Source organism: Christensenella sp. MSJ-20 (assembly GCF_044357945.1).
Classification (GTDB): domain Bacteria; phylum Bacillota; class Clostridia; order Christensenellales; family QAND01; genus QAND01.
This window is the reverse complement of record NZ_CP076563.1, coordinates 1,465,189-1,482,868: the sequence shown is the minus strand read 5'-3', so window position 1 is coordinate 1,482,868 and position 17,680 is coordinate 1,465,189. Positions and strand designations below refer to the sequence as shown.

Genomic DNA, 17,680 nt, shown 5'->3' with positions numbered 1-17,680 from the left:
GTGGATGTGTGAGGACTTTCGGGATTTCTCCCTTTTGGACAGCGGCGACGGCATGAAGCTGGAGCGGTGGGGAAACTACCTGCTGGCCCGGCCCGAGCCCCAGGCGGTGTGGCCCAAGCAAAACCCCGGCCGGTGGCGGGAAGCCCATGGGGTCTACCATCGCAGCGACAAAGGGGGCGGCAGCTGGGAGTTTACAAAGCCCCTCCCCGATGGCTGGAACATCCGGTACCGGAACCTGACCTTTTTGGTGCGGCCCACCGGCTTTAAGCATACCGGCCTGTTTCCGGAGCAGGCCGTCAACTGGGACTACATGGCCTCCTGTATCCAGGCGCGGAAGGAAGCCGCTCCCAGGGAGGAACTTCGGGTTTTAAATCTGTTTGCTTACACCGGCGGAGCTACCATGGCTTGCGCCAGGGCCGGAGCGGCGGTGGCTCATGTGGACTCCGCCCGGGGCATGGTAGCCTGGGCCAAGGACAACGCCAGGCTCTGCGGCCTCAAAGACGCCCCCATCCGGTATCTGGTGGATGACTGTCTGAAATTTGTACGCCGGGAACAGCGCCGGGGACGGACCTATCATGGCATCGTCATGGATCCTCCCTCCTATGGCCGGGGGCCCGACGGGGAGATGTTCCGGTTTGAGACCCATGTCTATCCCCTCATCGAGGAATGCGCCAAGCTGCTGGACGGGGAACCCCTGTTTTTCCTTCTCAACAGCTACACCAGCGGCTTTGCCCCGGCGGTGGCCCAAAACGCCCTTACCGCCGCTTTGCCAGGCGGCGTGGTGGAGGCGGACAACATTGGACTTCTAAGCGAGGCGGGGCTCAATCTGCCCTGCGGTGCTACGGCAAGGTGGCGGCCATGAGGGGGAATTACGGTGTGGAGATCCTCTACGAGGACAACCATCTGCTGGTGGCGGTAAAGCCGCCCAACATGCCCACCCAGGCGGACTCCTCCGGGGATATGGATATCCTTACCTATCTCAAGGGGTATGTAAAGGAAGCCTATGGCAAGCCCGGGGCGGTGTACCTGGGCCTGGTGCACCGGCTGGACCGGCCTGCCGCCGGGGTTATGGTCTTTGCCCGAACCAGCAAGGCGGCGGAACGGCTCAGCCGCCAGATCCAGAACGGTGCGTTTCAAAAGACCTACCGGGCGGTGGTGGAGGGGGTGCCGGACGACGCCGGCACCTTTACCGACTATCTTGTCAAGGGGGAAGGAAACCTCTCCCGGGTAGCGCGTGCCGACACCCCCGGCGCCAAGAGGGCGGTACTCCACTACCGAATGCTGGATCATGGGAACAACCGGTCCTTGGTGGAGATCGATCTCGTCACCGGGAGGCCCCATCAGATCCGGGTGCAGTTTGCTTCCCGGGGCATGCCCCTTGTGGGGGACGCCCGGTATGGCAGCGGGGGGCGGCAGCTGGCTCTCTATGCCACGGGGATTTCCCTGATCCACCCCACCAAACAGGAGCGGATGGACTTTGTAAGCGACGGCTGCGAGAACCGGTTTAACCGGCTTTTGCGGGGATAACAAACGGCGGTCGGGTTTCGCCCTCTAGGGGCTTTCCACGCCTTGCTATCGTATTTTTGATATGCTATACTCAGATGCGAAATGAAACCATATTTCGATTCTGTCATTTAGATTAGGAGCGATGCGTCATGAAGAGAATTCGTACCATTGAAACCCGCGACCTGGGCAAGAGCGTTCAGAACGGCGGCTGCGGCGAGTGCCAGACCTCCTGCCAGTCGGCCTGCAAAACCTCCTGCGGCGTTGTAAACCAGCAGTGCGAAAACAGCGAACAGGAATAAGTGCTTTGCTTTGAAAAATGCCGCCTGCATGGACGGCATTTTTTCTTATTTCTTACGGAAAAGGAATCTTATTATGGTACATCAGTATAAGCTGAACGGATATTGCATCGTGCTGGACACCTCCAGCGGCTCGGTCCACGCGGTGGACCCGGTAGCCTACGACATCATTGCCCTCTACAAGACGAAACCGGAGGAGGCGCTGATAGAGGAGATCCTGGCTCTGTATGGCCCCAAGGAAGGGATTACCCGCAAGGATGTTATGGATTGCTTGACGGACATCCGGGAGCTGGAAGCGGCGGGCAAGCTGTTTTCCCCCGATCCCTACCAAGACATGGCCGTGGATATGAAAAATCACAATGGAACGCTGAAGGCCCTCTGCCTCCATGTGGCCCATACCTGCAACCTCAACTGCTCCTACTGCTTTGCCAGCCAGGGAAATTATCATGGGGACCGGGCCTTGATGAGCCTGGAGACCGGCAAACGGGCTCTGGATTTTTTGATGGAGCAATCCAAGGGCCGCAGAAATCTGGAGGTGGATTTCTTTGGCGGCGAACCGCTGATGAACTTTGAGGTGGTAAAGGAGCTGGTGCGCTATGCCCGCCAGCAGGAAACCCCTCGCCACAAGAGGTTCCGCTTTACCCTCACCACCAACGGTATGCTGCTGGACGATGATGTGATGGAGTTCTGCAACCGGGAGATGAGCAACGTGGTGCTGAGCCTGGACGGCCGGCGGGAAGTGCATGATCACCTGCGGAAGGACTACGCGGGCCAGGGCAGCTATGACCGCATCGTACCCAAATTTCAGGAGTTTGTGCGGCGGCGGGGCGGCAAAAACTACTACATCCGGGGAACCTTTACCCACAACAACGTGGACTTTACCGAGGATATCCTGCATATGGCGGATCTGGGCTTCCGAGAGCTGAGCATGGAGCCGGTGGTCTGCGCTCCGGAGGATCCCTACGCCCTGACAGAGGAGGATCTGCCTCTGTTGTTTGAACAGTACGAGCTTTTGGCCAAGGAGATGCTCCGGCGGGAAGAGGCTGGAAACGGCTTTACATTCTATCATTATATGCTGGATCTGGCCCACGGGCCCTGCATCTATAAGCGGATTGCCGGATGCGGCTCCGGAACGGAGTATATGGCGGTAACCCCCTGGGGGGATCTTTACCCCTGCCACCAGTTTGTGGGGGATGAACGCTACCGCCTGGGCAGCATCTATGAAGGCGTTTGTAACGAGGAGATCCAGGAGCAGTTCCGGCGGTGCAACGCCTATGCCCGTCCGGAGTGCCGGGACTGCTGGGCCCAGCTATACTGCTCGGGGGGGTGCGCCGCCAACGCCTACCACGCCACCGGCAGCGTTGCCGGGATCTATGAATACGGCTGTGAACTGTTTAAAAAGCGGATGGAGTGCGCCATCATGATGCAGGTGGCCCGGAGCGGGGACCCCCTATGACCACCCCTATCTGCGATTTTGTAAAGGCGTATGTGGGTACCGACACCGCGCGCTTTCATATGCCGGGCCATAAGGGACAGGCGTTTTTGGGCTGCGAGCCCTATGACATCACGGAGATCCGGGGGGCCGATGAGCTGTACGCCCCTCGGGGGATCATCCGGGAAAGCGAGGAAAACGCGGCCCGGCTGTTTGGCGCCGGGCGAACGCTCTACTCAGCGGAGGGCGCTACCCTCTGCATCAAGGCCATGCTGTTTGCCGTTCTCCAGCAAAGCCGGCCCCACGGGGCGCGTCCCCTTATCCTGGCGGGACGCAATGCCCACAAGGCCTTTCTCTACGCCGCCGCCCTTTTGGACTTTGACGTTCAATGGCTCTATGGACAAGCTCCCGGCGGCCTCTGCCGGTGTACCATCACGCCGTCACAGCTGGGCCAGGCCCTGCAACGGGCAGAGCAACGTCCGGCCGCCGTTTATATTACGTCCCCGGACTATCTGGGGGGAACGTCAGACATTGGGGGACTGGCGGCGGTATGCCATGAATCCGGAATCCCCCTGCTGGTGGACAACGCCCATGGGGCCTATCTGCGCTTTCTAGAGCAGGACCGGCATCCCCTTGCCCTGGGGGCCGACCTCTGCTGTGATTCCGCCCACAAGACTCTGCCCGTTTTGACGGGAGGAGCCTATCTGCATCTGGCCAAAGGACAATCCGCGCATCTAGAGGAGGCCGCCCAGGAGGGGATGTCCCTGTTTGGCTCCACCAGCCCCTCCTACCTGATCCTCCAATCCCTGGATCTCTGCAACCGCCTCCTTGCTTCCACCTATCCAGCCGCTCTTAGAAAATGCGTTTCGCGGGTGGCCGAGATAAAGGCCGTCCTTTCCCTCCGGGGACTAAGGGACAGCGCGGAGGAGCCCTTAAAACTCGCCCTATCCGCTCAATCCCTTGCCATGACCGGCATGGAAGCGGCGGCATTTCTTCGGGAAAATGGGATGGAATGCGAGTACGCTGACCGGGATCACATGGTATTGATGTTTACGCCACAAAACCAGGAGAGGGATTACCAACGGCTGCTACTGGCCATGGAGTCCCTTCCGGCGGACCGCAAAGCCCCCGATCTCCCGCCGCCTATGGCCTGTGGCCTTCCAGCCATGGGCATCCGGCAGGCGCTGCTTGCTCCCCAGGAGCGGATCCCCGCCCGGGAAGCGGTGGGCAGAATTTGCGCCGCTCCTACGGTATCCTGTCCCCCTGCCGTGCCCGTAGCGGTCAGCGGGGAGCGGATCACAGAGGAGGTCCGGGATCTGCTGCTCTATTACGGCGTGGAGGAGGTCAGCGTGACGGTGGAATCCTGACGCGGGCAAAGGAATACCCTGGAGCCGAAAATAAAACCACAGGACGGGAGACCCCTCGATCCTGTGGTTTTTTGCTAACTTACTGCCGCTATCTGTTTAACTCAATTTTCCCCACAGCATTACAGTTTCATTTTCGATAACGATACCGTCATCAGGAAACGTATCATCCAGAAGCGCTTGCAATGAATGAATATATCCTTTGTAATAATCAGTATCTTTTTCGGGGGCATATGAAGACGATAAACTACGGGCAATGAATTTCTGCTTTGTATAATGCAATGGATAATAAAATCTTTCCAGACAGAAATCCCCTTTGAAAAAAGCATCTGCTTTCCTAAGCACCTTGTCAACGCCGTGCGTTAGGGATACGTAGCTGGGGCAATATTGTTTGCAAATCTGGTGCTGCTTTTCTGTAAAAGAATCATAGATACGCGCGTTAGCAACGATACAGACGATACCATTATGCTTTAATATCCTTTTACATTCTTTATAAAAAGAATGGATATCAAACCAATGAAATGCTGATGCAGCCGTAACCAGTGAAATGCTATTTGCTGGCAAATTTGTCTGCTCCGCAGTGGATGAAATCGAGTGAAACGATGCATTCCCTCCATAGGCTTTTTCTGCTTCTAGACGCATTGCATCATTTGGCTCAACACAAAAAACCTCATAGCCTCGCAACAGAAATTCTTTTGAAAAAATACCTATTCCAGACCCGATGTCAGCGATTGAATCGCCTTCCTTTAGCATTGTCGATACGATTCTATCAATCGCCTTTGGGGCATAAGACGGTCTGCTAACAGCATATTCCCTTACCTTAGTTGTAAATATATTTTCATTTGCCATTTCCAAATTACCCTGCTAAACTAGGCCGCTTAGCGCCAAAATGACGGCCGCAGCCGTCAGGACGGCATTGAAGGCGACCTCTCCTATGAGTTCCTTTCGCTCCATGGGACGGTTAACAAGGCAGTAAGCCGCGGAGACTCCAATCTCCCCTAATACCAGGACCGCCAGCCCCAGCTGCCCCACCAGAGGAACATCCTTGAAAATGGCTGCTGCCAACAGGTAGAGGACAATGAGGCCAAAGGATAGGATATTTTGCAGTTTTTTACTCAATGGGCGCCTCCTCGGGACGTGCTTTTAGCTGTTTTCTCATGGGAATGATCCCCTCCTCGTCGGGTTCCGGGCCGTCTATCTCCAGATATCCCATCCTTCGGTAGAATCCTCTGCCCGTAATGGAGGAGGGGATCAGCACGCTGGCGCCTCCCTGCCCTCTCACATAGGCTTCTCCCGCTTGGATCAGTTGGCGTCCTATGCCCTTCCCCTGTTCACCAGGCTCCACGAATACCGTAAGGAAACAGTAGTCCGCCCCGGCGCCCTGCCAGGCCCGTTCGATCCCCAGGGTTCCCAGGATACGTTCCTCCTCCATGGCCACCAGGATATGCCGCTTGGCGCTGGCCACCGCCAGCCCCTCCGGCGTATAGGAAAGGGCATACCGCTCCGTCCGCTCCGGTCCATAGTCCCTAAGATTCACCTGGCGGATGGTACGGCGTATCAGCGCGCACAGGGCGCCGGCCTGATCCGGCGCAAAGGGTTGAATGCGCGTCCGGCCCCGCACCCAGTAGGCGGATCCGTCCCGTTTTCGATCCAGGTACCCGTACTCCACCAGGCTCCGGCGCAGCAAAAAATAATCGTCGAAGGTATGCCATTCGCCGATAAGAGCATTTACCTCCCCCTCGGTATAGACATGGCTTTCGCTGAATTTACCGGCAAGATATGCCGTTACCATGCGTTTTTTTGCCTGTTTAGCGGGCCATATGGCAATCCGCCCTTTTTCATCCAAAAATCCCTTGATCTCCTGCTCCAATGCCTTCCCCCTCTTTTCCCTGCCAGTGTACCACAGAACGCCAAAAAGAAAAAACGCGGGAGCAAAGCTCCCGCTTAGGAGGATCTCTTTAGCCGGCGTTGTCCCGGGCCTGGCTGGCCATGCTCACCAGGGTGGCCAGCTGCTGTAAAAACGCCGCCGCGTCGATGGTCTTGATATCCCGGAGAGTCCTCACCAGCTCCTGGACGGTTTCGTCCACCTCGGGCGGCTGGCTGGATCCCGGCTTCCGACCACTCTTATGGGGCCGTTGCTGGGAATAGGGGTTAAAGGTGTCCTTGCCCTCCTCCTGCATCCGTCGGTAGACCGCCAGCACCGTTTCGGGATAGTTCTTTACCATACTCCGGTACTTGTTCTGGTACCGCAGCATGGCTTTTTTATCCCCTTCCCCCATGGTCATGGTGATGCTCCGCACGCTGATCCCATGGGCTTGGGCGGAGAGCACCGTCTCAATGAGGGTTTCGATCTCCTCCTGGGTAAAGGGGGTAAAGGCGTTTTGGTCGCCGGGCACCGTGAGCTCTCCCTCCTTCACGGCGGCGTAGTAGTAGTTGCGCACGCTGTTGGGCTTCCGCCCCGTAGCCTGGGCAATGCTCTCAAAGGCGGAGCGCAGAGGCTGCCCCTGCTCCCGGGCCGTCCGCACCCGCTCATACAAAAGCTGCCGTTCCTCCTCCTGCCAGCCCTGCCGGGCGGATTTCTTTGCTATCTGGGTCATACTCGTTCCCCCTGTCTTTGATTACAGACCTATTATTGACGCGATTCCCATATTTATTCCATTTTTAAGAGGCAATTCCAAGGCGGCGCCCCCGTCTTTTGGGACAGAAAAAAGCGGAAACCTCCTACTGTTTCCGCTTTCGTGTAGTATATCCTATGACAGCAATATAGGGGATAGAACGCTAGAAATCGGCGTTCTTGGGGGTCCGGGGATAGGGAAGCACGTCCCGGATATTGGCGATGCCCGTCATATACATGACCGCCCGCTCCAGCCCCAGGCCATAGCCGGAGTGGACTACGGCGCCGTATTTCCGCAGATCCAGATACCAGCCATAGGCGTCCACATCCAGGCCGGCCTCCTTCATCTTATCCAGCAGCACGTCGTACCGTTCCTCCCGCTGGCTGCCGCCGATCATCTCCCCCACGCCGGGGACCAGGAGATCCATGGCGGCCACGGTTTTGCCGTCCTCGTTCATCCGCATGTAGAAGGCCTTGATCTCCTTGGGGTAGTCGGTAACGAACACCGGACGGTGGAAGACCTTCTCACAGAGATACCGCTCGTGCTCGGTCTGCAGGTCGATCCCCCAGCTTACAGGATAGTTGAACTTCTCGTCGGCCTTTTGCAGAAGATTGATGGCCTCGGTGTAGGTCACATGGCCGAAATCCGCGGTACGGACGGCATCCAGCCGGTCGATCACCCCTTTGGCGATGAACCGGTCGAAGAACTCCATCTCCTCAGCGCCGTTTTCCAGCACATAGTTCGCGCAGGATTTGATCATCCGCTGGGCGTTGTCCATATTGCCCATAAGGTCGCAGAAGGCCATCTCGGGTTCCACCATCCAGAACTCCGCCGCATGGCGTGCGGTGTTGCTGTTCTCCGCCCGGAAGGTAGGGCCAAAGGTATAGCAATCCCCATAGGCCAGGGCAAAGGCCTCCACGTTGAGCTGGCCGCTCACCGTCAGATGGGTCTTTTTGCCGAAGAAGTCCTGGCTGTAATCCACTTGACCGTCCTCCGTCCGAGGGGGGTTCTCCAGATCCAGGGTGGTCACCTGGAACATCTCTCCGGCGCCTTCACAATCGCTGCCGGTGATGAGCGGCGTATGGACGTATACAAACCCCTCTTCCCGGAAGAACTGATGGATGGCATGGCACAGAAGGCTTCGCACCTTAAAGGCGGCGTAATAGGTGTTGGTCCTGGGCCGCAGATGGCCGATGGTCCGCAAATATTCCAGGGAATGGCGCTTCTTCTGAAGGGGATAATCGCTGGGGCATTTGGACAGCACGGCAAACCTCTGGCAGCTTAGCTCGACCGCCTGTTTGCCCCCGGCCGAAGCCACCACCCGCCCGGTGGCTTCCACCACGTCTCCGGTGGAGCACCGGCTCATCTGACGGCCGATCTCCTCGGCTCCCACCACCTGGATATCCCCCAGGCAGCTTCCATCCCATAGGTTTAAAAACACCACGGATTTCATATCCCGCACCGACCGCACCCGGCCCATGAGGGTAACCTCTTTTTCCATATAGGCATCCGGATGCCGTAACAGCGGCATGATCTTCTGCGCCATGTTCTGCCTCCCAAGTTTTTTTCTCATTATAGCATACCGGCGGGTGGTTGTCCCTCCTCTTGAACCCATGGAGTGGGATATGGGCGGGAGACTCTGCATAAGCTATTCCGATAGGAGTTGATTTCCATGACCCCCGCATACGCCCTTCCGGTTTTGATGATCTCCTGCCCCGGCGTCAACTGTCTCATCACCCTGGGCAGCACCCTCATCGGGGAAACCGACGATTCCCCTGCCGTCCCCGTCGCGCCCAACGGCCCCTGCTACCTTACGATAACCCCTCTTGTACAGCCTCAGGAAGGGGCGCTGCTGCCCCGGGCCATCCGCCTCTGGCTGGAGGATGGGGCCCTCACAGGGCCGCTGCCCCAAGGGGTGGAAGCATACTGCGCTCCCTCCGGCCTGATTGAGCTGTCGGTAACGCTGCCCCTTCTGCCCCCCGCCCCGGAGCCCTCGGTGCCCTACGGCCTCAGCCGGGTGGAGCTGCGGGGAGAGCGCGGCACCTATGTCGCCACCCTATACCGGGAAAATGGCCTTCGGGTGGCGGTAGAGGATCCCAAAAGCGATGTGATGATCGCCCTCCACGCGCCCCGGGATCTCACCGATGGAAGGCTCATGGCCCATCCCTTCTCCTGCACCCACGACGACCTGATCCTTACCGGCCAAGGCCCCTGTGGGCATCGGTTTTTGGTGTTCTCCGCCCGGGAGGACTACGCTCCCATTGTGGACGACTACGCCCAGGGGGAATTCCGGCAGGGGGTTCTCTACACCCTTGAGAGCCTGGGGGATCTGTCCGGCCATCAGTATCAGCGAATCTATCGCATGGAAAACGGCAAGCTCCAGGAATCCGGTTCCTATGGGTATTTCTCCAGTCAGCGACGGCAGCTAAATGGCCCTCAGCTTTGCATCGGCCTATGCCAAAGCGTTAAACTGGGCCTGGTGGAGGAGGCCATGGGCCTCCTAACCCCCTCCTTACGGGAGCAGATCGATGGTTCTGGCCTGGCCGGTTTCATCGGCGATTTTCACGATATCCGCCCCCTGTACCGGGAAAACGGAAGCCGGGTGGCCCTTACCCTATCCTACCCCAAGGAGGAGAATTGCTATACCCTCAATACCCTGGTCTTTACATTAAAGAACGGCCTGGTGGACAACATACAGGAGGAGGACCCCGATGAGTTTTGACGTCTGCTCTCTTGCGCGGGCGCCCTCCGTCTGCTACAATAGGCGTCAATCTTCTAAAAGAAAGGATTATCCATGCCATACTTCTTCTGGGATTCCACCCTGTTGATTCTGATCCCCGGGATTTTGTTGGCGCTTTTCGCCCAATCCTATGTTTCCTCCACCTATCGCAAATATAGCGCTGTGGCCACCCATGGCGGCCTCCCTGCCCATACCGTGGCTCGCCGGATTTTGGACGACGCCGGCCTCCATGGGGTACAAGTGGAGCCCACCGCCGGCCATCTGACCGACCACTATGATCCCCGCGCCAGGGTTCTACGCCTATCGGAGGGGATTTACGGCTCCAGCTCCATCTCCGCCCTGGGCATCGCCGCCCATGAGGCGGGACATGCCATCCAGCACGGCAAGGGTTACGCCTTTTTGAAGGTGCGCAACGCCATCTTCCCGGTGGTGCGGATTGCCAGCAGCCTGGCCATCCCCCTGCTGCTGGCCGGCCTTTTGCTGGAGGTGGCGGCTCTATACGACGTAGCCCTCATCCTATACGCCACCGCCATTGTGTTTCAGCTCATCACCCTGCCGGTGGAGTTTAACGCCTCCCGCCGGGCTACCGATATTCTGGCGGCGGAGGGCTATCTGGATTACGGGGAGGTTCAGGGGGCTCAGAAGGTGCTGCGGGCGGCGGCCCTCACCTACATCGCCAGTTTTCTGCTGTCCCTCCTGCAATTTTTGCGCCTACTGGCCATCACCGGCTCCCGCCGGGATTGAATGGACGCAAAAAAAGACCCGGAACATCCGGGTCTTTTTTTGCGTTGTTCTTCGTTCACCGCTCCGGCTCGATAAAGGCGCGCACCCGAAGGGGGACGCCGCAGGCCTCCGCAAGCTTCCGGCATTTTTCAATCTCCGCCTCACCGATGGTATCCACCACCGAAAGGATCACCTCCGGCACATGCTCCTTAGCCGCCTTTGCAAAAGACAATAGGCCAGGGAAGGCTTCCAGCCCAAACCGGCTGTGGCACAGGTCCTCATAGGACTGGGCATCCCCCATGTTGAGGCTGATGGACACGCAGTCGATGAGGCCGGCAAGGTCCGGGGTCACGTCCCGGCCGTAGATGAGGTTGGCCTGGCCGTTGGTGTTGATCCGGGTATATTTTCCCTTTTCCTTGGCGTAGGCCGCCACCTCCAGAAGCTCCGGGAGGCGCATCATGGGCTCCCCAAAGCCGCAGAACACCACTTCCCGATACCGATCCAGGTGGTCCATCTGGGCGATGACCTCCTGGGCGGTGGGCTCCTTTTTGATCCACAGGTAGTGGCCGCCCACCCCATCAGCGCCGCGGCGGACGCAAAATTCACAGTTGTTGGTACAGCGGTTGGTCAGATTGATATAGAGATTTCCCTCATAGGGATACGCGTAAACATCGCTGCGTTCCATATTACTTCACCATCTTCCCGTATAGTCTCTGGGTATTTTCCTCCGTCAGCCGCTCCAACGCCTCCCGGTTCTGATTTCGCAGCTCACAGAGCCGGTCCAGGGTATGGGCCACAAAGGCGGGCTGGTTCCGCTTTCCCCGCATGGGGACAGGGGCCAGGTAGGGACTGTCGGTCTCGATCAGGATCCGGTCATCCGGCACCATTTTAGCCACATCCAGGAGCTTGTTGGCATTTTTGAACGTGACTGGACCCGCGAAAGAGATGTAGTACCCTAAGTCCAAACAGGCCTTTGCGGTCTCTACGCTGCCGGAAAAGCAGTGCAGCACCCCGATGACCTCTCCCCGGTACCGGGCTAGGCCCTCCAGCACATGCTGGGTAGCCTCCCTGCTATGGATGCAGACGGGAGCGGAGAGAGCCTTTGCCAGGGAAAGCTGTTCATCGAATACCCGGAGCTGAACCGCTCGTGGGGAGAAATCATAGTGGTAATCCAACCCGATTTCCCCGATACCCAGGCATTTTTCGTCCCGGTACAGCTCTCCTAGGCGGCCAAGATAATTCTCCGGCACGCCGGCAACCTCATGGGGATGCACCCCTGCCAGAAAGTAGATCATGGGGTGGGCCCGGCTCAAGTCCCGGGCCTGAACGCTATCCGCAAGATTGGTTCCTGCCTCGATGACAGCGGATACTCCCGCCCCGCCCAGGCCGGCAATGAGTTCCTCCCGGTCCGAATCAAAGCGCTCCTCCAAAAGGTGGCAGTGGGAGTCGATCATCGCACCGTCACGCCGCTTTCCATCTCTCCCAGGGTGGTGATGACGGACAGGTTTTCATCGGCGTCGTCGGCAGCGGACAGGATCATCCCCTGGCTGAGGATGCCCCGAATCTTCACTGGCTTTAGGTTGGCCACGATGACCACGTTCTTGCCAACAAGGGCGCTGGGATCGGGATAGAACTTCCGGATGCCCGACACGATGGTGCGCTCCTGGCCCCCTACGTCCAGCTTGAACTGCAGGAGACGGTCCGCCTTCTCCACCGGCTGGCATTCCAGCACCCGCGCTACCCGAAGCTCCATCTGAGCAAAGGTATCATAGTCGATCTCAGCGGGGGGAGCGGCTTCTTCCTTGGCCTTCTGGGGTTTGGCAGCCTTTTTCTTGGGCTCCTCCTGGGGAGCGGCGGACAGCTCCAGCTCCTTTTTGATATCGATCCGGGGGAACAGGGCGTCCCCTTTCTCCACTCGAGCGCCTACCGGCATCCGGCCGAAGGAAGCGGACTCGTAGGTTTGAAGCTCCTCCGGCGCCCCGATCTGGGCGAACAGCTTTCCAGCGCTGTCCGGCATAAAGGGCGTGATGAAGATGCCAATGAGCCGCAGTCCCTCGATGAGGTGGTACAGAACGGAATCCAACCGGGCAGCGTGTTCCGGCCCACTGAGCTTCCAGGGCATGGTCACGTCGATATATTTATTAAGAGCTCCCACATAGTTCCAGATAATGCCCAAGGCATCCGAGAACCGCAGCTGGTCCATGGCGGCGGTTACCTCCGATGAAAGCCCATTGCCCAGGGCTTCAATATGGGCATCGTGCTCGTCCATGGTGGTATATGCAGGCACCAGCCCCTCCCGGTACTTGGCGGTCATAGCCACCGACCGGGATAGAAGATTGCCCAAATCGTTGGCAAGGTCGCTGTTGATCCGGGTAAGAAGGGCCTCCTGGCTGTAGTTGCCGTCGCTGCCAAAGGCCACCTCCCGCATGAGGAAGTACCGGACGGCGTCCACCCCGTACCGGTGGCACAGCTCCACCGGGTCCACCACGTTGCCCTTGCTCTTGCTCATCTTGCCGCCGTCGATGACCAGCCAGCCATGGCCAAACACCTGCTTGGGCAGGGGAAGATCCAGGGCCATGAGCATGATGGGCCAGATGATGGTATGGAACCGCACGATCTCCTTGCCCACCAGGTGGATATCTGCGGGCCAGTATTTTTGAAATTTGCTGTCGTCTTCGCTTAAATATCCCAGGGCGGAGATATAGTTGCTCAGGGCGTCGATCCACACATAAACGGTGCAGTCTTCGTCAAAGGTGACGGGGATGCCCCATTTGACGCTGGACCGGGCCACGCACAGGTCCTCCAGGCCGGGGAGCAGGAAATTATTGAGCATCTCGTTCTTCCGGGACGCCGGCTGGATGAATTCCTCGTGGTCGTTGATATACTGGATCAGGCGGTCGGCATACTTGCTAAGCCGCAAAAAATAGCTGCTCTCCCGCGTCCTTTCCACAGGCCGTCCGCAGTCGGGACATTTGCCGTCCACCAGCTGCCGCTCCAGCCAGAAGGATTCGCAAGGGGAGCAGTACCAGCCCTCGTATTCCCCCTTATAGATGTCCCCCTGGTCGTACAGCCGCTGGAAGATCTGCTGGACCACCCGGGCGTGGCGCTCGTCGGTGGTGCGGATGAAGTCGTCGTTGCTGATGTTCATCAGCTTCCACAGGTCCAGAATGCCGGAAACGATGTCATCCACAAACTCCTTGGGGGTCTTTCCGGCGATTTTAGCCCGGCGCTCGATCTTCTGGCCGTGCTCGTCGGTACCCGTCAAAAACATCACGTCATAGCCCTGGAGCCGTTTGAACCGCGCCATGGAATCCGCCGCTACGGTGCAGTAGGCATGTCCGATATGCAGCTTGTCACTGGGATAATAGATGGGCGTAGTAATGTAGAATGGTCCCTTGTTCATGGCGTCCTCCTAAGCTTAGATGTTTTTCTATTGTAACACGATGCGGCCATCCCGAAACACGGGGACCACATCGGTGATATCCTGGGTCAAGCAATAATCCAGATCCTGGGCCAGGCCTAAAGACATCAGCCGCTCAAAATGAGCGGAACCCTGCAGCGCCTTGGGAACGCCCTTTTTGGCCCGGTTGTAAAGATCCTCTGCCACCCGGCCCAGGTCGTCCAGCTCCAGGGGCACCTTCCGCTGGCGGATCAGATGGATGAAGCAGCCGGCGGTGAGGATATCATCGGTGGAAAACTTGCCATGGGTTCCGGAGCAGAGGATGGTGAAGTCCTCTCCCAGGCGGACCAGCTCCTCCACCAGAGCGGTAGCGTTGATCAAGGCCCCGATATACAGCCGCTTGGCGTCGACGGCGCGGGCGATGGTGGCGGTGCCGTTGGTGGTGGAAAGAATCAGGGTTTTATCTGCAATGGCCTCGGGAACGTACTCCAGCGGAGAGTTTCCGAAATCGAACCCCGGCAGCTTCTTGGCGTTGCGCTCCCCACCCAATACCGCGTTATTCAGCTGCATGTTGGCAGCCAGCTCCATGGCCTTTTCCACATCCTCCACCGGGATGATCTGGGCGCAGCCATTGTGCAGCGCGGTGATGATGGTGGTAGCGGCCCTCAGGGTATCCACCGCCACCACTACCTTGCCGTCCATATCCTTTTTGGACACATGGGTATTGGAAGCATATACTTCAATCTTCATAAAAACCATCCAATCGTTACAAATAGAATGCCCGTCCAGAGCTGGGGCAGTTCCGGCTGCCGATGCCGAGCCCGGACCGAAACGCGTCCCTAAAATGGGATACCCGTTATTATAGCACATCTTTTCACAATTGGGAGAACGGTTCGCGTTCCAATTTATATTTTTCACCGCGCCAAAAAGCTGGCGCAGACCATCCCCACGATGGTATGCAGCATACAGGCGGGAATGGTATGGCCCCAATCCTTGATGCCGATGCTGCCGTAATAGATGGACGCGGTATAGAACACCGCTTCGCTGCATCCCAGAATGATACAGGACGTCCGTCCAATGAAGCTGTCGGGGCCATAGGCCATGAGGGTATCGGCCAGTACCGCCATGGCGCCGCCGCCGGAAAAGGGCCGGATCACCGCGACGGGAAGGGCCTCCGGGGGCAGCCCAAAGACTTTTGCCACCGGGGCCAGCACCCGCACCAGGAGGTCGAAAAAGCCGCTGGCCCGCAGCATGGATACCGCGATGAGCATGGCGCAGAGATAGGGAAGGATCCGGATGCAGGTGGAGAGCCCCTCCTTGGCTCCAGCGGTAAAGGCCTCCAGGCAATCCACCTTTTTTACGGCGCCATACAGCACGATGCCACCGATGAATACCGCCATAAAATAGGGGGTGATATCCATCTAGCGCATCCTCCTTCCCATGAGGATGGCGGTTGCAATTCCCACCACCGTCATGATGCAGCTATCCAGGATGATGGGGAGCGTCACCGAAAAAGGGTCGGTGCTGCCACAGGCGGTGCGCAAAGCGATGATGGAGGTGGGAATCAAAAGCAGGCTGCTGGTGTTGAGCACCAGAAACATGATCATATCATAGGTGGCGGATTTGGCATTTTGGATTTTCTTCATTCGTTCCATGGCCTTGAGTCCAAACGGAGTGGCGGCGCTGCCCATGCCCAGGGTATTGGCGGCGATATTCATGCAGATGGCGCCCATGGCCTCCTTGTCCCGCCGTACCCCCGGGAACAGCGGGCCCAGTATCTTGCCCAATCCCCTCGCCATTTTATCGTTGAACCCCGATTGATGGCCAATCTCCAACAGGCCCATCCACAGCATATACGCCCCCGCCATGGTCACCGTCAACTCCACCGCCTGGGCCGCACCATCCATAGCAGCGGTGGGCAGCTCCCCCAAGGTGCCCCAGCACAGTCCGAACAATGCGGACAAAACAACAAGATTCGTCCATATATTCTTTGTCATATGGCCCACCTCCAAAAATATACATATATTTTGTACAAAAAAACAAAAATATGGTTGTACTCTTAGTTAATTTCTGGTAAAATTCAGTCATTAATTACGATACTTTACTCGTAACTGATAAAACAAAGGACAAGGGGTAATCAAAATGAAGTCGACCGGTATTGTTAGAAAAGTGGATTCCCTGGGCCGCGTGGTGCTCCCTATCGAGCTGCGCCGCACCATGGGAATGGACGTAAAGGATCCCGTAGAAATCTTTGTTCAGGGGGATCGCATTGTGTTGCGGAAATACCAGCCTGCCTGCATTTTCTGCGGTAGTGAGAAGGATCTTGTGGAACATGGCGATTACAACGTCTGCCGTGCCTGCATCGAATCTCTCTCCCAGGAATAAGCATTTATCCACCCCGTGTACCCGGGCAGCGTCCGGGTACACTTTTTCTATTTCGCCCTTTTGCTATGTCTATGAGCCAAAGGCGGCACATATCCATCCACTTTTTTATTACAGCTGGAAGCAAGAAATCCAAGCACCTGTCTGGCTACATTTTTATGATCTAGTTTTTGAAGCTACGTTGGAATCACTTTCCAGAAAATCTCTTTTATTAGAAATTATTCTGAATTTCTCACCTGGTTTTCACATAAATCACACGAATTCCTACAATCTTTTTTGATTTTTCTTTTGTTTTATACAAAAATTGGAATTTATTTCATGGCCGTGTAGATTGGCTGATTGACCCATTCCCATAGTTTTTTTACCGGTTTCCCATTCTCTGTCGGCGGTTTGATTTTCCTTGTCCGCCATGCTATGCTGGCGTCAACAATAGGAGGTGGCCCTATGGCAAGGATTTTAGTGGTGGTGGACTATCAAAAGGATTTTGTGGATGGCGCTCTGGGCTATCATGGCGCAGAATCGCTGCTCCCCGGTATCCGGGATCAAGTGGAAGCCTTTTTGGCGGCGGGTGATCCCGTCTATTTTACCCTGGACACCCATGGGGAGGACTATCTGCAAACCCAGGAGGGAAAAGGACTGCCGGTGCCCCACTGCATTGCTGGCACCCCCGGATGGCAGCTCTATGGAGATCTGGCCCAATACCATGGCGATACCCGGGTAACCCTGGTGGAAAAGCCCACCTTTGGATCGGTGGAGCTGGCCCGGCTTGTCCAGGAACGCCAGGGGGAGGGCCCTCATGCGTTTCATCTTATGGGGCTGGTCACCAATATCTGCGTCATCAGCAACGCCGCCCTCCTAAAGGCCCATTTCCCGGAATCGGATTTTATCATCCATGGAAGCCTCTGCGGCGGCGGGGACCGTACCCTTCACAAAAGCGCCCTCTCCGTTATGGAAAGCCTCCTGATGCAGGTGCTACCCTAATCCTCCGCCTTCTCCTCCTCCGTCTTTGGCTTATGAGGCGGATGGGGCCGAGGCTGGCAGGGGTCGGGATACCGGCATAGGAACAGCAGGTTGGAGCCTAGATTGATAAAAAAATCCCCCAGGAAGTGGGCTTCATCCGGGGTACAGCACTCCATGATGTGGCGCGCCAGGATACTGGTGGTCACCAGCAGGTCCCCGGCGTCCTGTCGATCCCGTCTCATCTCATCACCACTTTCCATCC

21 protein-coding genes are annotated in these 17,680 nt (G+C 57.4%); 9 read left to right on the top strand and 12 right to left on the bottom strand.

What is annotated here, in order from left to right:
- Positions 1–4 precede the first annotated feature (4 nt).
- The 5 genes from KP626_RS07560 to KP626_RS07540 all read left to right on the top strand — a co-directional run bounded on the left by KP626_RS07560 (position 5) and on the right by KP626_RS07540 (position 4,601).
- On the top strand, positions 5–862 hold the full coding sequence (locus KP626_RS07560; protein WP_395976355.1) for a class I SAM-dependent methyltransferase: 858 nt from the start codon (positions 5–7) through the stop codon (positions 860–862).
- Positions 859–1,527, top strand: a complete 669-nt coding sequence (locus tag KP626_RS07555) for an RluA family pseudouridine synthase (RefSeq protein WP_395976353.1) — start codon at positions 859–861, stop codon at positions 1,525–1,527. Before KP626_RS07560 ends, KP626_RS07555 begins: the two co-directional genes overlap by 4 nt.
- A 128-nt stretch (positions 1,528–1,655) precedes the next feature.
- Complete coding sequence (scfA, locus tag KP626_RS07550; protein ID WP_395976351.1) at positions 1,656–1,805, top strand: six-cysteine ranthipeptide SCIFF; 150 nt, start codon at positions 1,656–1,658, stop codon at positions 1,803–1,805.
- A gap of 73 nt (positions 1,806–1,878) precedes the next feature.
- Entirely contained in the window at positions 1,879–3,258 is a 1,380-nt protein-coding gene (gene scfB, locus KP626_RS07545; RefSeq protein WP_395976349.1) for a thioether cross-link-forming SCIFF peptide maturase, read from the top strand.
- A complete protein-coding gene (locus KP626_RS07540; RefSeq protein ID WP_395976347.1) occupies positions 3,255–4,601 on the top strand; it encodes an amino acid decarboxylase in 1,347 nt (448 codons plus the stop codon). The genes scfB and KP626_RS07540 overlap by 4 nt, the downstream gene beginning before the upstream one ends.
- A gap of 96 nt (positions 4,602–4,697) precedes the next feature.
- Here the strand turns inward: KP626_RS07540 and KP626_RS07535 are convergent, their stop codons facing one another.
- The 5 genes from KP626_RS07535 to asnS form a co-directional block, all read right to left on the bottom strand.
- A complete protein-coding gene (locus tag KP626_RS07535) occupies positions 4,698–5,447 on the bottom strand; it encodes a class I SAM-dependent methyltransferase (protein WP_395976345.1) in 750 nt (249 codons plus the stop codon).
- 15 nt (positions 5,448–5,462) lie between these two features.
- Positions 5,463–5,717, bottom strand: a complete 255-nt coding sequence (locus tag KP626_RS07530; protein WP_395976343.1) for a hypothetical protein — start codon at positions 5,715–5,717, stop codon at positions 5,463–5,465.
- Positions 5,710–6,468 (bottom strand): GNAT family N-acetyltransferase, encoded by a 759-nt coding sequence (locus tag KP626_RS07525; protein WP_395976341.1) that lies wholly within the window; start codon positions 6,466–6,468, stop codon positions 5,710–5,712. The genes KP626_RS07530 and KP626_RS07525 overlap by 8 nt, the downstream gene beginning before the upstream one ends.
- Positions 6,469–6,556: 88 nt before the next feature.
- Positions 6,557–7,195: a hypothetical protein gene (locus tag KP626_RS07520; RefSeq protein WP_395976339.1), complete on the bottom strand. Its 639-nt coding sequence runs from the start codon at positions 7,193–7,195 to the stop codon at positions 6,557–6,559.
- Positions 7,196–7,376: 181 nt separating this feature from the next.
- Entirely contained in the window at positions 7,377–8,759 is a 1,383-nt protein-coding gene (gene asnS / locus KP626_RS07515; protein ID WP_395976337.1) for an asparagine--tRNA ligase, read from the bottom strand.
- Between the two features lie 126 nt (positions 8,760–8,885).
- Between asnS and KP626_RS07510 the strand changes: the two genes are divergently transcribed.
- Positions 8,886–9,935: a hypothetical protein gene (locus tag KP626_RS07510; protein ID WP_395976335.1), complete on the top strand. Its 1,050-nt coding sequence runs from the start codon at positions 8,886–8,888 to the stop codon at positions 9,933–9,935.
- A gap of 72 nt (positions 9,936–10,007) precedes the next feature.
- Positions 10,008–10,697, top strand: a complete 690-nt coding sequence (locus tag KP626_RS07505) for a zinc metallopeptidase (protein ID WP_395976333.1) — start codon at positions 10,008–10,010, stop codon at positions 10,695–10,697.
- Between the two features lie 55 nt (positions 10,698–10,752).
- Here KP626_RS07505 and KP626_RS07500 read toward each other — a convergent pair whose 3' ends face one another.
- The 6 genes from KP626_RS07500 to KP626_RS07475 all read right to left on the bottom strand — a co-directional run bounded on the left by KP626_RS07500 (position 10,753) and on the right by KP626_RS07475 (position 16,073).
- Entirely contained in the window at positions 10,753–11,361 is a 609-nt protein-coding gene (locus KP626_RS07500) for a TatD family nuclease-associated radical SAM protein (protein ID WP_395976331.1), read from the bottom strand.
- A 1-nt stretch (position 11,362) separates the two neighbouring features.
- On the bottom strand, positions 11,363–12,130 hold the full coding sequence (locus KP626_RS07495; RefSeq protein WP_395976329.1) for a TatD family hydrolase: 768 nt from the start codon (positions 12,128–12,130) through the stop codon (positions 11,363–11,365).
- The gene (gene metG / locus KP626_RS07490; RefSeq protein WP_395976326.1) at positions 12,127–14,079 is read right to left on the bottom strand and encodes a methionine--tRNA ligase; all 1,953 of its coding nucleotides are present in this window, start codon (positions 14,077–14,079) and stop codon (positions 12,127–12,129) included. Before metG ends, KP626_RS07495 begins: the two co-directional genes overlap by 4 nt.
- A 27-nt stretch (positions 14,080–14,106) precedes the next feature.
- Entirely contained in the window at positions 14,107–14,826 is a 720-nt protein-coding gene (locus tag KP626_RS07485) for a 2-phosphosulfolactate phosphatase (protein WP_395976324.1), read from the bottom strand.
- Between the two features lie 164 nt (positions 14,827–14,990).
- Positions 14,991–15,497 (bottom strand): spore maturation protein, encoded by a 507-nt coding sequence (locus KP626_RS07480; RefSeq protein WP_395976322.1) that lies wholly within the window; start codon positions 15,495–15,497, stop codon positions 14,991–14,993.
- Complete coding sequence (locus tag KP626_RS07475) at positions 15,498–16,073, bottom strand: nucleoside recognition domain-containing protein (protein WP_395976320.1); 576 nt, start codon at positions 16,071–16,073, stop codon at positions 15,498–15,500.
- Between the two features lie 145 nt (positions 16,074–16,218).
- Here KP626_RS07475 and KP626_RS07470 point away from each other — a divergent pair, with 145 nt between their 5' ends.
- Together KP626_RS07470 and KP626_RS07465 are read left to right on the top strand one after the other, a co-directional pair.
- The gene (locus KP626_RS07470; RefSeq protein ID WP_395976318.1) at positions 16,219–16,461 is read left to right on the top strand and encodes an AbrB/MazE/SpoVT family DNA-binding domain-containing protein; all 243 of its coding nucleotides are present in this window, start codon (positions 16,219–16,221) and stop codon (positions 16,459–16,461) included.
- A 441-nt stretch (positions 16,462–16,902) separates the two neighbouring features.
- Positions 16,903–17,439, top strand: a complete 537-nt coding sequence (locus KP626_RS07465) for a cysteine hydrolase family protein (RefSeq protein WP_395976316.1) — start codon at positions 16,903–16,905, stop codon at positions 17,437–17,439.
- Here KP626_RS07465 and KP626_RS07460 read toward each other — a convergent pair.
- Positions 17,436–17,660, bottom strand: a complete 225-nt coding sequence (locus KP626_RS07460; RefSeq protein WP_395976314.1) for a hypothetical protein — start codon at positions 17,658–17,660, stop codon at positions 17,436–17,438. The genes KP626_RS07465 and KP626_RS07460 overlap by 4 nt on opposite strands.
- Positions 17,661–17,680: the final 20 nt, after the last annotated feature.

What these genes read in the sequence shown, in the direction of transcription:
- KP626_RS07470 (WP_395976318.1), top strand. Translation starts at nt 16,219, where the DNA reads ATGAAGTCGACCGGTATTGTTAGAAAAGTGGATTCCCTGGGCCGCGTG.
- KP626_RS07505 (WP_395976333.1), top strand. Translation starts at nt 10,008, where the DNA reads ATGCCATACTTCTTCTGGGATTCCACCCTGTTGATTCTGATCCCCGGG.
- KP626_RS07460 (WP_395976314.1), bottom strand. Translation starts at nt 17,660, where the DNA reads ATGAGACGGGATCGACAGGACGCCGGGGACCTGCTGGTGACCACCAGT.
- KP626_RS07495 (WP_395976329.1), bottom strand. Translation starts at nt 12,130, where the DNA reads ATGATCGACTCCCACTGCCACCTTTTGGAGGAGCGCTTTGATTCGGAC.
- KP626_RS07540 (WP_395976347.1), top strand. Translation starts at nt 3,255, where the DNA reads ATGACCACCCCTATCTGCGATTTTGTAAAGGCGTATGTGGGTACCGAC.
- KP626_RS07465 (WP_395976316.1), top strand. Translation starts at nt 16,903, where the DNA reads ATGGCAAGGATTTTAGTGGTGGTGGACTATCAAAAGGATTTTGTGGAT.
- KP626_RS07475 (WP_395976320.1), bottom strand. Translation starts at nt 16,073, where the DNA reads ATGACAAAGAATATATGGACGAATCTTGTTGTTTTGTCCGCATTGTTC.
- KP626_RS07500 (WP_395976331.1), bottom strand. Translation starts at nt 11,361, where the DNA reads ATGGAACGCAGCGATGTTTACGCGTATCCCTATGAGGGAAATCTCTAT.
- scfB (WP_395976349.1), top strand. Translation starts at nt 1,879, where the DNA reads ATGGTACATCAGTATAAGCTGAACGGATATTGCATCGTGCTGGACACC.
- KP626_RS07555 (WP_395976353.1), top strand. Translation starts at nt 859, where the DNA reads ATGAGGGGGAATTACGGTGTGGAGATCCTCTACGAGGACAACCATCTG.
- metG (WP_395976326.1), bottom strand. Translation starts at nt 14,079, where the DNA reads ATGAACAAGGGACCATTCTACATTACTACGCCCATCTATTATCCCAGT.
- KP626_RS07535 (WP_395976345.1), bottom strand. Translation starts at nt 5,447, where the DNA reads ATGGCAAATGAAAATATATTTACAACTAAGGTAAGGGAATATGCTGTT.
- KP626_RS07560 (WP_395976355.1), top strand. Translation starts at nt 5, where the DNA reads ATGTGTGAGGACTTTCGGGATTTCTCCCTTTTGGACAGCGGCGACGGC.
- KP626_RS07520 (WP_395976339.1), bottom strand. Translation starts at nt 7,195, where the DNA reads ATGACCCAGATAGCAAAGAAATCCGCCCGGCAGGGCTGGCAGGAGGAG.
- asnS (WP_395976337.1), bottom strand. Translation starts at nt 8,759, where the DNA reads ATGGCGCAGAAGATCATGCCGCTGTTACGGCATCCGGATGCCTATATG.
- KP626_RS07510 (WP_395976335.1), top strand. Translation starts at nt 8,886, where the DNA reads ATGACCCCCGCATACGCCCTTCCGGTTTTGATGATCTCCTGCCCCGGC.
- scfA (WP_395976351.1), top strand. Translation starts at nt 1,656, where the DNA reads ATGAAGAGAATTCGTACCATTGAAACCCGCGACCTGGGCAAGAGCGTT.
- KP626_RS07480 (WP_395976322.1), bottom strand. Translation starts at nt 15,497, where the DNA reads ATGGATATCACCCCCTATTTTATGGCGGTATTCATCGGTGGCATCGTG.
- KP626_RS07485 (WP_395976324.1), bottom strand. Translation starts at nt 14,826, where the DNA reads ATGAAGATTGAAGTATATGCTTCCAATACCCATGTGTCCAAAAAGGAT.